At 68.4% G+C, this 13,557-nt stretch carries 13 protein-coding genes; 7 read left to right on the forward strand and 6 right to left on the reverse strand.

Annotation, left to right across the window (positions count from 1 at the left end; translation table 11 throughout):
• Positions 1–4: 4 nt before the first annotated feature.
• Positions 5–505, reverse strand: a complete 501-nt coding sequence (locus MHZ35_RS07330; protein WP_239435018.1) for a MarR family winged helix-turn-helix transcriptional regulator — start codon at positions 503–505, stop codon at positions 5–7.
• Between the two features lie 141 nt (positions 506–646).
• The gene (locus MHZ35_RS07335) at positions 647–1,477 is read right to left on the reverse strand and encodes an alpha/beta fold hydrolase (protein ID WP_239435019.1); all 831 of its coding nucleotides are present in this window, start codon (positions 1,475–1,477) and stop codon (positions 647–649) included.
• Positions 1,478–1,491: 14 nt separating this feature from the next.
• Between MHZ35_RS07335 and MHZ35_RS07340 the strand changes: the two genes are divergently transcribed.
• Complete coding sequence (locus tag MHZ35_RS07340) at positions 1,492–2,610, forward strand: GlxA family transcriptional regulator (protein WP_239435020.1); 1,119 nt, start codon at positions 1,492–1,494, stop codon at positions 2,608–2,610.
• A gap of 11 nt (positions 2,611–2,621) precedes the next feature.
• Positions 2,622–2,879: a hypothetical protein gene (locus MHZ35_RS07345; RefSeq protein ID WP_239435021.1), complete on the forward strand. Its 258-nt coding sequence runs from the start codon at positions 2,622–2,624 to the stop codon at positions 2,877–2,879.
• A gap of 6 nt (positions 2,880–2,885) precedes the next feature.
• Here MHZ35_RS07345 and MHZ35_RS07350 read toward each other — a convergent pair whose 3' ends face one another.
• The 3 genes from MHZ35_RS07350 to MHZ35_RS07360 form a co-directional block, all read right to left on the reverse strand.
• On the reverse strand, positions 2,886–4,694 hold the full coding sequence (locus MHZ35_RS07350; protein ID WP_446741023.1) for a DUF885 domain-containing protein: 1,809 nt from the start codon (positions 4,692–4,694) through the stop codon (positions 2,886–2,888).
• 81 nt (positions 4,695–4,775) lie between these two features.
• Positions 4,776–5,504 carry an energy transducer TonB gene (locus MHZ35_RS07355; protein WP_239435023.1) on the reverse strand — a complete coding sequence of 243 codons (729 nt, stop codon included), beginning with the start codon at positions 5,502–5,504 and terminating at the stop codon, positions 4,776–4,778.
• Between the two features lie 42 nt (positions 5,505–5,546).
• Positions 5,547–5,819 (reverse strand): hypothetical protein, encoded by a 273-nt coding sequence (locus tag MHZ35_RS07360; RefSeq protein ID WP_239435024.1) that lies wholly within the window; start codon positions 5,817–5,819, stop codon positions 5,547–5,549.
• 115 nt (positions 5,820–5,934) lie between these two features.
• Here MHZ35_RS07360 and MHZ35_RS07365 point away from each other — a divergent pair, with 115 nt between their 5' ends.
• Both MHZ35_RS07365 and topA read left to right on the forward strand, forming a co-directional pair.
• The gene (locus MHZ35_RS07365) at positions 5,935–6,573 is read left to right on the forward strand and encodes a hypothetical protein (RefSeq protein WP_239435025.1); all 639 of its coding nucleotides are present in this window, start codon (positions 5,935–5,937) and stop codon (positions 6,571–6,573) included.
• 86 nt (positions 6,574–6,659) lie between these two features.
• Positions 6,660–9,245: a type I DNA topoisomerase gene (topA, locus tag MHZ35_RS07370; RefSeq protein WP_239435026.1), complete on the forward strand. Its 2,586-nt coding sequence runs from the start codon at positions 6,660–6,662 to the stop codon at positions 9,243–9,245.
• A gap of 366 nt (positions 9,246–9,611) precedes the next feature.
• Here the strand turns inward: topA and MHZ35_RS07375 are convergent, their stop codons facing one another.
• Complete coding sequence (locus tag MHZ35_RS07375; protein WP_446741024.1) at positions 9,612–10,589, reverse strand: Gfo/Idh/MocA family protein; 978 nt, start codon at positions 10,587–10,589, stop codon at positions 9,612–9,614.
• A gap of 224 nt (positions 10,590–10,813) precedes the next feature.
• On the opposite strand from MHZ35_RS07375, the gene MHZ35_RS07380 reads away from it, so the two are divergent.
• Genes MHZ35_RS07380 through mce form a run of 3 tightly spaced genes read left to right on the forward strand, consistent with a single transcriptional unit; the run spans position 10,814 to position 13,555 of the window.
• A complete protein-coding gene (locus tag MHZ35_RS07380; RefSeq protein WP_132882415.1) occupies positions 10,814–12,340 on the forward strand; it encodes an acyl-CoA carboxylase subunit beta in 1,527 nt (508 codons plus the stop codon).
• Entirely contained in the window at positions 12,321–13,145 is an 825-nt protein-coding gene (locus MHZ35_RS07385) for a hypothetical protein (RefSeq protein WP_239435027.1), read from the forward strand. The genes MHZ35_RS07380 and MHZ35_RS07385 overlap by 20 nt, the downstream gene beginning before the upstream one ends.
• Positions 13,139–13,555 (forward strand): methylmalonyl-CoA epimerase, encoded by a 417-nt coding sequence (gene mce, locus MHZ35_RS07390; RefSeq protein ID WP_239435028.1) that lies wholly within the window; start codon positions 13,139–13,141, stop codon positions 13,553–13,555. Before MHZ35_RS07385 ends, mce begins: the two co-directional genes overlap by 7 nt.
• Positions 13,556–13,557 lie beyond the last annotated feature (2 nt).

The following is a 13,557-nucleotide window of genomic DNA, read 5'->3' on the forward strand; positions in this document are numbered from 1 at the left end:
CTTGCTAACCTTGCTCGTTCGCCGGAGCCTTCGGGGCTTCCGGCTTGAAGTTCCAGCCGCCGATCTGCGCGTACAGCGCATCGCGCAGTTCCCGCACCCGGGCGTTGAGCGCCTTGAGTTCCTCCGCCGGCTGGCCGGAGGACGACAGCAACGCCTCGGCGAGGCAGCCGGTCTTGGTACGAAGCTCGCGGCCGTCCGGGGTCAGCGCGACCAGTACCTGTCGTTCGTCCTCGGGATTGCGGGTGCGCTGCACCAGGCCGGCGGCCTCCAGGCGCTTGAGGAGCGGGGTCAGCGTACTCGATTCCAGCGCCAGTCGCTCCGCGATCCGGCCGACCGTCTGGCCGTCCTCCCGCCACAGGATGTTGAGCACCAGATACTGCGGATAGGTGAGCCCAAGCTGGTCCAGCAACGGCTTGTACACGCGCTGGATCGCCATGCTCGCGGAGTAGAGGCCGTAGCAGAGCTGGTCATCCAGCGGCAGCAGCGTCCCTGCGACGTCCGTCATTCCTCACTCCTGGTGCAACCGCGCCGCGGCACACCGCACATATCGCGATAATCTTTCGACGAACAAGCCCGTGCGCGAGGAGGACGGAAGGCGCAAAAGGACGAGGCTCCCCGGAGCGCTGCTCCGGGGAGCCTTTTGGGATCAGCCGCGGAAGAAGGCGAGCAGATCGGGATTGATGACCTCCGGGTGGGTCTGCGCCATGCCGTGGGGCAGGCCGTCATAGGCCTTGAACGTGGCGTTCCTCAGCAGGCCCGCCGCCTTGGGGCCATGATTGGCGAAGGGGACGACCTGATCGTCGGTGCCGTGCATCACCAGCACCGGAACGTCGATCGCCTTCAGGTCCTCGGTGAAGTCCGTCTCGGAGAATGCCTTGATGCAGTCGTACTGCGCCTTGGCGCCGCCGGCGAGGCCTTGGCGTGACCAGTTGTCGATCAGGCCCTGGCTGACCTTCGCGCCCTCGCGATTGAAGCCGTAGAAGGGCCCGGACGCGACCTCGCGGTAGAATTCGGGGCGGTTGGCGACGAGCGCGGCACGGAAGCTGTCGAACAGCTCGATCGGCACGCCGTCGGGATTGGTGTCGGACTTGACCATGACCGGCGGCACGGCACCGATCAGCACGGCCTTGGCGACGCGTCCCGGCTCGGCGCGGGCGACATAGTGCGCCACTTCGCCGCCACCGGTGGAGTGGCCGACGTGGATCGCGTCCTTCAGATCCAGTGCCGTCACCAGTTCCGCCACGTCGGCGGCATAGGTGTCCATCTCGTTTCCGGTATCCGTCTGCGTCGAGCGACCATGGCCGCGGCGGTCGTGGGCGATCACGCGATAGCCCTCGCCCAGGAAGAACAGCATCTGATTGTCCCAATCGTCCGCCGACAGCGGCCAACCATGATGGAACACGACGGGCTGGGCATCCTTGCTGCCCAGATCCTTGTAGAAGATTTCCGTGCCGTCCTTCGTGGTGATCGTCGCCATCGCTTGTCTCCTCGGTGAAGGCGGCAGGAGCGCCGCTGTCGAAGATGATGTACAAGGACCAGGGTGGCGGCACGCGTGGGGGAAGTGACACAGTGCAGGGCGAAACTGACAGGGTGCACATCGTCGCGGAGATCGGGCTGGTGCTCTATCCCGATTGCCAGCTGTCCGCGATCTATGGCCTGACCGACCTGTTCCGTATCGCGAGCGATATCGCGGCAAGCTCGGGCGCCTCGATCCCGCCGGCGATCCGCGTCAGCCACTGGCGACAGGAAGGCGACGCGATCGTCTGCACCCATGACAGCGCACCCCGGCCACGGCACGCGCTCAGCCACGTCATCACGCCCCCTAGTATCGTCCTGCCCGATCGGATGCAGCCGATGCCGCACCTTGCGGACTGGATGGCCACGCTGCACCGCGGTGGCGCTACCCTGTGTTCGGTGTGCGCGGGGGCGTTCGTGCTGGCGGAGACGGGCCTGCTGCAAGGGCGGGAGGCGACCACCCATTGGGCGTTTGCCGAAACGCTCGCGTCGCGTTTTCCCGCGGTCCGCGTCGATGTGGATCGCATGCTGATCGACGACGGCGACATCATCACCGCCGGGGGCATCCTCGCCTGGACGGATCTTGGCCTCACGCTGGTCGAGCGCCTGCTGGGGCCCAGCGTCATGCTCGACACCGCGCGCTTCCTGCTGGTCGATCCGCCGGGTCGTGCGCAGCGCCCCTATGGCCAGTTCGTCCCGCGGCTCGATCATGGGGATGCGGCGATCCTGGCCGTGCAGCATTGGCTGCAGGCGACGGGGGCGAAGGAGCATGGCGTGCCAATGCTCGCCGCCAGGGCAAGGCTTGAGGAGCGTACATTTCTCCGGCGCTTCAAGAACGCAACGGGCTTGCGCCCGACCGAATATGCCCAGCAGATCCGCGTGGCCAAGGCGCGCGAGGCGCTCGAACGGACGCGCAAGCCCGTGGAGCAGATCGCCTGGCAGGTCGGCTATGGCGACCCTTCGACCTTCCGCAAGCTGTTCCAGCGCGTGACGGGCCTCGCCCCCAACGAATATCGGCGACGGTTCGGCGTCGTGGGCGGGGCGGAAGGCTCCGGTCCGGCACAGCGGCTGGACAGCGCCCTGCTGCCCGCCTAGGCGCCGGCACCGTGGCCAAGAAACACTATCTGACCGCGACCCTGCCCGATGGCTATGTGAAGACGATCGGGCCGACCACGATCCCCTTCACCCATTATTGGCGCATCGTCGCCGAACTCGCCAACGGCAAGACCGAGGTGTTCTGGGGCCATGCCAAGTCGCTGGCCGAGGCGAAGGGCAAGCAGGCCGCCGCCGCCGATGCGGCCGCGACCCGCGGCTGGCGCTCCTACGCGTTCGAAGTCGTGGAGCTGGTCAAGACGCGCGGCTGACCCGCCTCACGCCGCCGCCCAGCGCTCCCGCACGACGCGTTCCAGCACTGCGAGCGGCATCGCGCCATCCAGCAGCACGGCGTGGAACTGCTTGAGGTCGAACTTCGCGTTCCTCTGCGCTTCGGCGCGCAGGCGCGTCCACACGGTGTGGCCGATCTTGTAGCTGCACGCCTGGCCCGGCCAGACGGTGTAGCGGTCGATCTCGCCCTGGCTGCGGCCGCGCGCGATGCCGGTGGTCGCAATCAGATAGTCGGTCGCCTTTTCGCGGCTCCAGCGCTTGGCGTGCATGCCGCTGTCGACCACCAGCCGCGTGGCCCGGAACAACAGCGACTGGAGATAGCCGACCTGGCCGAGCGGATCGCCCTCGTACATCCCCATTTCGTCCGCCAGCTGCTCGGAATAGAGCGCCCAGCCTTCGGAATAGCCGCTGAAGAAGCCGCGCCTGCGGATCAGCGGGATCTGCGTGCTCTCCAGCGCGAGGCTGACCTGGAGGTGATGGCCCGGCACCGCCTCGTGATGTGTCAGGGTGGCGAGCCCGAACTTCGGCCGGTCGAAGGTGTCGCGCAGATTGATGTAGTAGATCGCCGGGCGCGAGCCATCGAGCGAGGCGTTCTGGTAATAGCCGCCGGGTGCGCCCGCCTGGATCGTCGGGGGGACACGCCGCACTTCGACTGGTGCCTTGGGCAGGGTCGCGAACGCCTCGGGCAAGCGCGCGTGCATCGCCTGGATCTGCGTGTTCAACTGGGCGAGCAGCGCCTCGCGGCCGGGATCGGTGTTGGGGAAGAGCTGGTCGGGGCGCTTGTTGAGCGCCACCAGCCGCTCGCCCACGCTTCCTTGCGCCATGCCCTGCGTCTTCAGGATCGCGTCGATGCGCCCGCTGATCTCCGCCACCTGCTCCAGGCCGAGCCGGTGGATCTCGTCGCCCGTCATCGCAACCGTGGTCGCCGCCTCGGCCGCCGCGGCATAATAGGCATCGCCGTCGGGCAGACGCCAGCAGCCGGCGTCGTGGACCGCCTTGGCGCGCAGCTCGGTCACCAGTGCGCGCTGGCGATCGAGCGCCGGGAACACCTTCTGCTCGACGATCGCCGTCGCACGGGCGACGCGGTCTGCCGGCAATCCTGCGGCCTTCAGCTTGGCGGCGAAGCTGGCCACCATCACCGTCTGGTCGGCGGGCTTTTCCCGCGCGCTCGCCAGCTGCTTGAGCGTGGTGTCGAGGATGTAGTCGGGTGCGAACACGCCGCGCGCGGCATCCCGGCGCTGCCGCTCGCTGCTGTCGTCGATCGCTTTGGGAAAGGCCTCCAGCCGGGCGAGATAGGCGTCTGCTTCTGCCGCGTCGCGCACGCGCGCCTGGGACTCCAGGAAGTCGGGCACGTCGCGATAGGGGCCGCTCAGCTGGCTCAGCACATAGGGGGCGAACCGGCCCAGGCTGCTGCCATAGGTGAAGCGCTCCGCACCCGCGATCGCACGGGTCAGCTGATATTCCACGATCTCGTGGTCGAGCTTGGAAGCGGGGGACAGGTGGGCATTGTCGACCCGCTGGAGCTCGGCGAGTTCCCGCCGGGTGCGGGCGAGCGCACGCGCCTGCCCCGCGGCGGATTCGTCGTCGAGCTGCGACTTCAGCCGCGCGCGCTCACCGGTGTCGAGGCCCAGCCGCGTCGCTTGCTCCGGCGATTCATCCAGCCGCGTGTAGAAAAAGCGGTCAAGCATCGCGCGGAAGTCCGCGTCGGCGTTCCCCGCAACAAAGGCTGCGCGTGCCGGAACGGCACTGGCGAGTGCGACGGCAGCTCCACCCACCATGAAATCACGACGCTGCACGGCAGTTTCCCCCCTGTTGCCTCCCGGTTCAGAGCACAGGTGTAAGCGAGCCCTGGGCGCACGTCACCCATCGAGTGGCGCTCAGCGACGCGGCTCCAGCCACCAGTCCTGACGCCAGCCGCGGAACTCCTCGACGGGCTGGCCGGCGCCATCGCGGGCAGGGGCATAGCGGTAGCGGGCCTCGATCAGCCGACAGGTGGTGGCGTCCAGCTCCGCCGAGCCGCTCGAACGGGTCACGGCACAGCCGGTGGCGCGGCCAGCGTTGTCGACCGTGAAGCCCACCGTGACGCTGCCCTCCACCCGCGCCCGCCGGGCAGCGCGCGGATAATCGGAATCGCGGATCGCCCCGCGCAGCAGCCGGGCAGGCGTACCGCCACCGCTTCCCGAGCCGTTGCCGGAGGTGCCGCTGCCGGTGCCCTGGCCCACGCCGCCTGCGCCGGTCCCCGGGCCAGGCAGCGGTGCCGCGCCCGCCGCAGCGTCCGGGCCCGGGCCGGCGATCGGCGCGGCGACAATCGGCGGCGGCGACAGGACGGGCACGGGTGGTGCCACCAGTTCGACAGGGCGTGCCTGCCGGTTCGCAGGGGCCGCGGCACCGCTTTTCCGCTCCGGCCGGGGCGCCGGCTGGACGTTGGGCGGCAGTGGCGGGGCTGGCGCGGGCAGCTCGAACGTCAGCAGCGCGTCGTCGGTTTTCGCTACGGGCGTGAAGCCGAGCGCCGTCACCAGCGCGATGCCCAGTCCCGCGTGCAGCAGCAGGACGGCAAGCGCGGAGGCGATCCGATGCCGCCTACCCTGATGATAGCCCTGCCGCATGCCTTCCTAGATCGGCAGGCCAGCAAGCCTATTTCAAGTGCGTCAGCGGCCTCCGCCGAGCGGCACCCGCAAGGTCACCTTCTTCCAGCCCCAGCGGATCATCGAATCCTCCTCGTCCTCGGCAGGCTCGGCAAGTTCGCCGAGCCGCCAGCGGCTGTCTTCGGCAGTGGTGGCGGATCCGACCAGTCCCAGATCGAAGGAGCCGCTTTCGGAGAGCTTTGCCCGTGGCGTCTGGTTTTCACGTGTTGCCGGCGTCGCGGTCGCAGCGTTGCCGCTGATGGCCAGCGCGAGGATGGCTGCGGCAAGGCTGTTCATGGCGTGAGCGAGATCCTTGGAAGTAGCGATGCTCCTAGAAAGCCTGGCGCTCGTCCGTGTTCCGCGCTTGCCGCGATGATGCGCTTCGCACATGCTCGCAGGCGGGGGGACGATCATGCACGACGTGGGACAGAAGGTAGCGGAGCTTTGGGCGGAGGCGTTCGCCCTTGTCGTGCGAGAGCTGTGGGTCGCCGGCGGAGCGATCCTGCTTCTGTGGAGCGCGAGTTCTGCCGGAGATATCGTCGGCGAAGCGGGAATACTGGTCGGCGCCGTCGTGCAGCTCGGCCTCCAATGGATCTTTCTGCGCTACGTTGCCCGCCGCGAGCGCTGGATTTCCGTCGGTGATGCGGTCGGCGGCGTGCTCCGCCTCGTGGGCGTCGGTATTCTCTACACAGCGGGGGTCGTTCTCGCGTGCTTCCTGTTCCTGCTGCCGGGGCTGTACCTCGCTGGCCGCTGGTCGGCAGCGGGCGTGATCCTTGTTGCGGAGCATAAAGGGGAGGTCGCGGCACTTGGGCACAGCTGGGCTCGGACACGGGAATGGGGCGTGGCGATCGCAATCCTGCTCTGCGGCGCCTATCTTCCTCTCATCGCGCTCGCGATCTTGACCGAGCCCGGCGCGACCCAGACCACAGGCGAACTGCTGGCGATGAACGCTGTTGTCGCCGTTTGTTCCGTCGCCGGCTGGTACCTTGGCCTGGCTGTCTATGCAAAGACACGTGTGCCTCGCCAAGAGCTGGAACAGGTCTTCGCCTGACGCCTCCGGCAGGATAGGGGGCGCTTGACGCGGGCTACCGGCGATCCCCACTCTCGCGCGTACACGTAAGGACCCCGCACACCTCCATGCAGCTTGTCATCGTAGAATCGCCGGCCAAGGCGAAGACCATCGAGAAGTATCTCGGCAAGGACTATCGCGTCCTCGCCTCCTACGGCCATGTCCGCGATCTGCCGGCCAAGGACGGATCGGTCGATCCGGACGAGGGCTTCGCGATGGAGTGGGAGACCTATGCCGACAAGTCGCGGCAGCTGAAGGCGATCGCGGACGAGGCCAAGAAGGCCGAGCGCCTGATCCTCGCCACCGACCCTGATCGCGAGGGCGAGGCGATCTCGTGGCACGTGCAGGAGGTGCTGGCCAAGAAGAAGGCGCTGCCCAAGGAGGTCGAGCGGGTCACCTTCAACGCCATCACCAAGCCGGCGATCCTGGCGGCGATGAAGGCGCCGCGCGGGCTCGATACCGACCTGATCGACGCCTATCGCGCCCGCCGCGCGCTCGACTATCTGGTCGGCTTCACCCTGTCGCCGGTGCTGTGGCGCAAGCTGCCCGGTGCCAAGTCGGCCGGCCGCGTCCAGTCGGTGGCGCTGCGCCTGATCGTCGAGCGCGAGCGCGAGATCGAGGGCTTCACCGCCCAGGAATATTGGTCGGTGGTGGCCCAAATGGAGCAGGACGGGCAGCCGTTCGAGGCGCGGCTCGTCAAGTTCGACGGCAAGAAGCTCGACCGCTTGTCGCTGGGCGACCAGGGCTCGGCGTTTGCGGCCAAGGAAGCGGTCGAAGCGGCGCGCCTGTCGGTCGTCTCGGTCGAGACCAAGCCGGCGACGCGCAACCCGCCGCCACCGTTCACCACCTCCACGCTGCAGCAGGAGGCGGCGCGCAAGCTCGGCTTCTCCGCCAGCCACACGATGCGCATCGCCCAGTCGCTCTACGAGGACGGCGCGATCACCTACATGCGTACCGACGGCGTGCAGATGGACGGCTCCGCCATCGATGCCGCCCGCGGCGCGATCGCCAACCGCTACGACGGCAGCTACGTGCCCGACAAGCCGCGCCAATATCAGACCAAGGCGAAGAACGCGCAGGAAGCGCACGAGGCGATCCGCCCGACCGACTTCTCCAAGGATCGCGCCGGCTCGGGCGACCATGCCCGCCTCTACGACCTGATCTGGAAGCGTGCACTCGCGAGCCAGATGGCTTCGGCGCGGCTGGAGCGCACTGCAGTCGAACTGGAGGACGGCACCGGCCGCCTCGGTCTGCGCGCCACCGGCCAGGTCGTGCTCTTCCCCGGCTATCTCGCGCTCTATGAGGAAGGCCGCGACGACGCGGGCGACGAGGATTCGCGCCGCCTGCCGCTGCTGCGCGACGGCGATGCGCCGGCCAAGAAGGGCGTGACTGCCGAGCAGCACTTCACCCAGCCGCCGCCGCGCTTCTCCGAAGCCTCGCTGGTCAAGCGCCTGGAGGAACTCGGCATCGGGCGCCCGTCGACCTATGCGTCGATCATCCAGGTGCTCAAGGACCGCGCGTATGTGCGGGTGGAGAAGAACCGCTTTTTCGCTGAAGAAAGCGGGCGGCTGCTGACCGCGTTCCTGGAGCGCTTCTTCGAGAAATACGTCGGCTACGACTTCACCGCGGGCCTTGAGGAAGAACTCGACGACGTCTCCGGCGGTCGTGCCGAGTGGCAGGCGGTGCTCGAAGCCTTCTGGCGCGACTTCAAGCCGCGTACCGCCGAGGTGATGGAGCAGCAGCCCTCCGCCATCACCGCCGAGCTCGACAAGTTCCTGGAAGCCTATCTCTTCCCGGCCAAGGCCGACGGCAGCGATCCGCGCCTGTGCCCGAACTGCGGCGAGGGCCGGCTGGCGCTGCGCGGCGGCAAGTTCGGCGCCTTCGTCGCCTGCTCCAACTATCCCGAGTGCAAATACACCCGCCGCTTCGGCCAGCCGGGCGGCGAGGGCGCGGAGGAGACGGGTCCGGAAGGACTGGGCAAGGACCCGGAGACGGGCCTGGAGGTCGAGCGCAAGTCCGGCCGCTTTGGGCCGTACATCCAGCTGGGCGAGGGCAAGGACGCCAGGCGCGCCTCCATCCCCAAGGACCTTCCAGGCGGCGAGCTGACGCTGGAATGGGCGCTCAAGCTGCTGAGCCTGCCGCGCGTCATCGGCAATCATCCGGAGACGGGCGAGCCGATCGAGGCCGCGATCGGGCGCTATGGGCCGTATCTCAAGCACGCGGGCAAGTACGCGCGGCTGCAGACCACGGCGGACGTGTTCGAGACGGGCATGAACGCGGCCGTGGTGAAGCTTGCGGAAGCCGCTGCGGGTCGTCCGGCGCGCGGCGCTGCGCGCGAGCCGCTGCGCGTGCTCGGCGCCCATCCGCGCACCGAGGCGGAGATCAAGCTGATGGAGGGGCGCTACGGGCCCTATGTCACCGACGGCACCACCAACGCGACGCTTCCCAAGACCATCGCACCTGAGGCGCTGACGCTGGAGGAAGCCGCCCAACTGATCGACGCCCGCGCCGCCGCGGCGCCGGCCAAGAAGGGTCGCAAGGCACCCGCGAAGAAGGCGGCGGCGAAGAAGCCCGCGGCCGAGAAGAAGCCGGCCGTCAAGAAGGCACCGGCAAAAAAGGCGCCCGCCAAGAAGGCGGCGAAGACCGAAGACTGACGCTCCCTTCGCCCGCCATGCTGACCTTTGTCAGGATGGCGAACGTGGGATAGGTCTCAGCCTGAACCACACCCATACCCCGGCGAAGGCCGGGGCCCAGTTGCGGCGCCATTGAGGGGAGGCACCGCACCTCGCCAAAGTCCCTTAGCTGGACCCCGGCCTCCGCCGCGGTACGGCACACGGCAAGTCATCCGTATCCCCGCGCAGGCGGGGATCCAGGGCCCAGCAGGGCGATGGTTGCGCCCGGTACCCTGGGCTCCTGCCTACGCAGGAGCACGAAGCAGTTGAACGGGTGCGCACCCGAAACAGAAACGGCGCGCGTACCGCGGGGTACGCGCGCCGTTTCGGTTTCGCTCAAGAAAACGCTTATTCCTCGAACACACCCACTTCGCTGCGGCGGCCGATCAGGAACGCGTCGGCCACGTGGCGGAACGGCGACAGGTCGACGTCGCTCTCGCGGCGATCGAGCAGGTCGGCGAAGCGGCGATAGAGGCGGGCATATTCCGGCTCGTCGCCCACGTCCTGCTCGACACCGTCGACGAACATCTTGGACGCGCCCATCGAGAGCTTCAGGTGACCGCGGTCGGTCTCCACGTCCACGTCCCAGGTCTGCGGCCCGCGCTGGTCGAAGTCGAAGAACACGTCGACGGGAACGCCCGCGGTGTCGGTGAACGACAGGTCGGCCGCGATCGGCGCCGGGCGGTTGGAGGGGAAGCGCAGCGCCGCATCCTGCAGCAGCAGCGGGCGCGGCAGGATCTGCGTGATCACCGACAGGGCGTTGATGCCCGGATCGAACACGCCGATGCCCGGCTCCCAGATCCACGCCTGGCCCGGATGCCAGACGCGCACGTCCTCCTTCCAATTCACCTCGACGCGGCGGATCTCGCGCTCGGCGAGCCAGGCCTGCGCCGGCTCGACGCCCGCGGCCTCGCGCGAGTGCCAAGTCGTGAAGAGCACGCGACCGGCCTCACGTGCCAGGCGCACGAAGTCCTCGGCCTCCGACAGGGTGGCGGCCGGCGGCTTCTCGATCATCACGTCCAGCCCGTGCTCGAGCGCTTCCTCGATCAGCGCAAGGCGGCCGCGCGGGGGCGTGCAGATCGAGATCGCCTGCACGTCGGGCACCGCCTGCATCATCTCGGTGATGGTGCGGAAGCCCGGCACGCCTTCGGGCGGGGTGTGGCCGGTCACGGCTGCGACCACCGAGAAGCGCTTGTTGGCGGCCAGGTGCGGGATGTGCTGGTCACGGGCGATCTTGCCGATGCCCGCCAGTGCGATGCGGATCGTGCCCGCGCCAGCCTCGGCAGCTTCACCGGTGATGTCGTGGGATTCCAAAGCCGTAGTCAATCCGCGTTCCTCTCCGCTCCGGGGGACGGCAGCGCACCGCCGGTCCTGGTCGATAACTCCGACATATCGGCGCAGCGGCGGCCGATCAATCGGCCGTGTTCCACCAACCCTGCTTTTCGGGCGGTGCATGCCCCTTGTTCCCGCCCCCTCCGGCCCGCTAGGTTGCACCCGGGATTGTGCCCAGCCGCAGCGGCAAAGGGGCACACCCGGGTAAGGAGAAGGGCTTGCGCGAACAGGTGCAGGAGCTGGAACGGCGGCGTGCGGCCGCGCGTGCCGGCGGCGGCGAGAAGCGGGTGGCCGCGCAGCATGCCAAGGGCAAGCTGACCGCGCGGGAGCGGCTCGACGTGCTGCTCGACCCCGGCAGCTTCGAAGAGCTCGACATGTTCGTCGAGCACAATTGCGTCGATTTCGGCATGGCGGATCAGGTGATCCCCGGCGACGGCGTGGTGACCGGATCGGGCACGATCAACGGCCGGCTGGTGTTCGTCTTCAGCCAAGATTTCACGGTGTTCGGCGGCTCATTATCCGAGCGCCATGCCGCCAAGATCTGCAAGGTCATGGACATGGCGATGAAGGTCGGTGCGCCCGTCATCGGCCTGAACGACTCCGGCGGCGCGCGCATCCAGGAGGGGGTGGCCTCGCTCGGCGGCTATGCCGAGGTGTTCCAGAGGAACGTGCTCGCGTCGGGCGTGGTGCCGCAGTTGAGCCTCATCATGGGGCCGTGCGCGGGCGGGGCGGTCTATTCGCCGGCGATGACCGACTTCATCTTCATGGTGAAGGATTCGAGCTACATGTTCGTGACGGGTCCCGACGTGGTGAAGACCGTCACCAACGAGGTGGTTACCCAGGAGGAACTGGGCGGCGCCGTCACCCACACGACGCGGTCGTCGGTGGCGGACGTGGCGTTCGAGAACGACATCGAGGCGCTGCTGGCGGCGCGCGACTTCATCGACCTCTTGCCCGCGTCCAACCGCGTCGAGGCGCCCGAGCGGCCCACGGAAGACCCGTGGGATCGCATCGAGGACAGCCTCGACACGCTGGTGCCGCCGTCCGCCAACCAGCCCTACGACATGCACGAGCTGATCCGGAAGGTGGTCGACGAGGGCGACTTCTTCGAGGTGCAGCCCGCGCACGCCGCCAACATCCTGACCGGCTTCGGCCGGATCGAGGGGCGGACGGTGGGCTTCGTCGCCAACCAGCCGACCGTGCTCGCCGGCGTGCTCGACATCAACGCGTCCAAGAAGGCGGCGCGCTTCGTGCGATTCTGCGACGCGTTCGAGATCCCGATCGTCACCTTCGTCGACGTGCCGGGCTTCCTCCCCGGCGTGGCGCAGGAGCACAACGGCATCATCAAGCACGGCGCCAAGCTCTTGTTCGCCTATGCCGAGGCGACCGTGCCCAAGATCACCGTCATCACGCGCAAGGCCTATGGCGGCGCCTATGACGTGATGGCGTCCAAGCACCTGCGCGGCGACTTGAACTATGCCTGGCCGACTGCCGAAATCGCGGTGATGGGCGCCAAGGGCGCCGTGGAGATCATCTTCCGCGGCCGCACGCCGGAGGAGATCGCCGAGCGCACCGCCGAATATGAGGCGCGCTTCGCCAACCCGTTCGTGGCGGCGTCCAAGGGGTTCATCGACGAGGTGATCCAGCCGCACGCCACCCGCCGGCGCATTGCGCTCGGCCTGCGCAAGCTGCGGGGCAAGCAGCTGGAGAACCCCTGGAAGAAGCATGACAACATCCCGCTCTAGGCGTGCGGCACCGGCCAAGTCAGGCGGCGGCGGACGGTTCCTCGCCACGGCGATGGTGGCGGGGGTGACGCTCGGCATGGGGGCGCTGCTGCTGTGGCCGCGCGATGGCGAACGCAGCGAACCGATGCCCTCCGCGGCGGCGCCCGAGCCTGCACCTCCTGCCGCCGTTGCGCCACCCACCGGCGTGCGGGCGCTGCCGGCTGCCGAGCAGCTCGCGCGCGCTGCCCGGACGGTGTTCGGGCCCACGGGCAAGGCAAGCAGCGCCGGGGAAGGCGGCCAGGTCGTCACCACGCCGGCGCGGCTGGTGTGGCGCGGCGATACTGCCGTTCTGATCAGCACGGCCGAGATGGTGGACGGTTGCCACGGATGCACGGGCGGGCTCGACATCGCCTATCTCAAGCCGGCGGGGGACGGCTTCACCCTCGTCCAGCGCTGGCCGGATGCGGTCTCGGGATCGAGCTGGGGGGCGCCGCCTGGCGAATGGTCGGTCTCCGACAAGTTCGGCGCCAATCCGGTGATCTATGCGAGCGGCGGCGGCACCTGGCAGGGCTATACGTGCAGCGTGTTCACCCTGACCGAGCTCGGCGCAGGCGGCCCCATCGGCCTGGTCTCCGTGCCCGAAGGCTATGACGACAGCGGTGCCGGCACCACGCCTGCCACCACCTTGGAGGGCAAGATCGCCAACATCGTGCCGGGCCGCGGGTTCGACGTGCACTACACGGGCACCCAGAGCTTCACCGATCATTATGTCCGCCAGGGCGACAAATATGCCGTGCGCGGCGAGACGCGGATGCCGACATGCTAGGACGGCTGAACCATGTCGGCGTCGCCACCCCCTCGATCGCACAATCGGCGGAGCGCTATCGCCTGCTGTTCGGCGATGCCGCGGTCGGGGAACCCTTCGACCTTCCCGCACAAGGCGTGCGCGTCTGCTTCGTGGATGCACCCAACACCCAGATCGAGCTGATCGAGCCGCTGGGTGCGGACTCGCCGATCCACGGCTTCCTCGCGAAGACCCCGGCCGGCGGGCAGCATCACCTCTGCTATGAGGTGCCCGATATCCATGCCGCCAAGGCGTGGTTCGAGGCGCGGGGCATGCGGGTGCTGGGCGAGCCGCGCATCGGCGCGCATGGGACGCCGATTTTCTTCGTCCACCCCAAGGACATGGGTGGCGTGCTGACCGAAATCATGGAGAGCCCGCGTGGCGAACATTGAGC

This window comes from Sphingomonas sp. ACRSK (assembly GCF_022346685.1).
GTDB classification, from domain to species: Bacteria; Pseudomonadota; Alphaproteobacteria; order Sphingomonadales; family Sphingomonadaceae; genus Sphingomonas; species Sphingomonas molluscorum.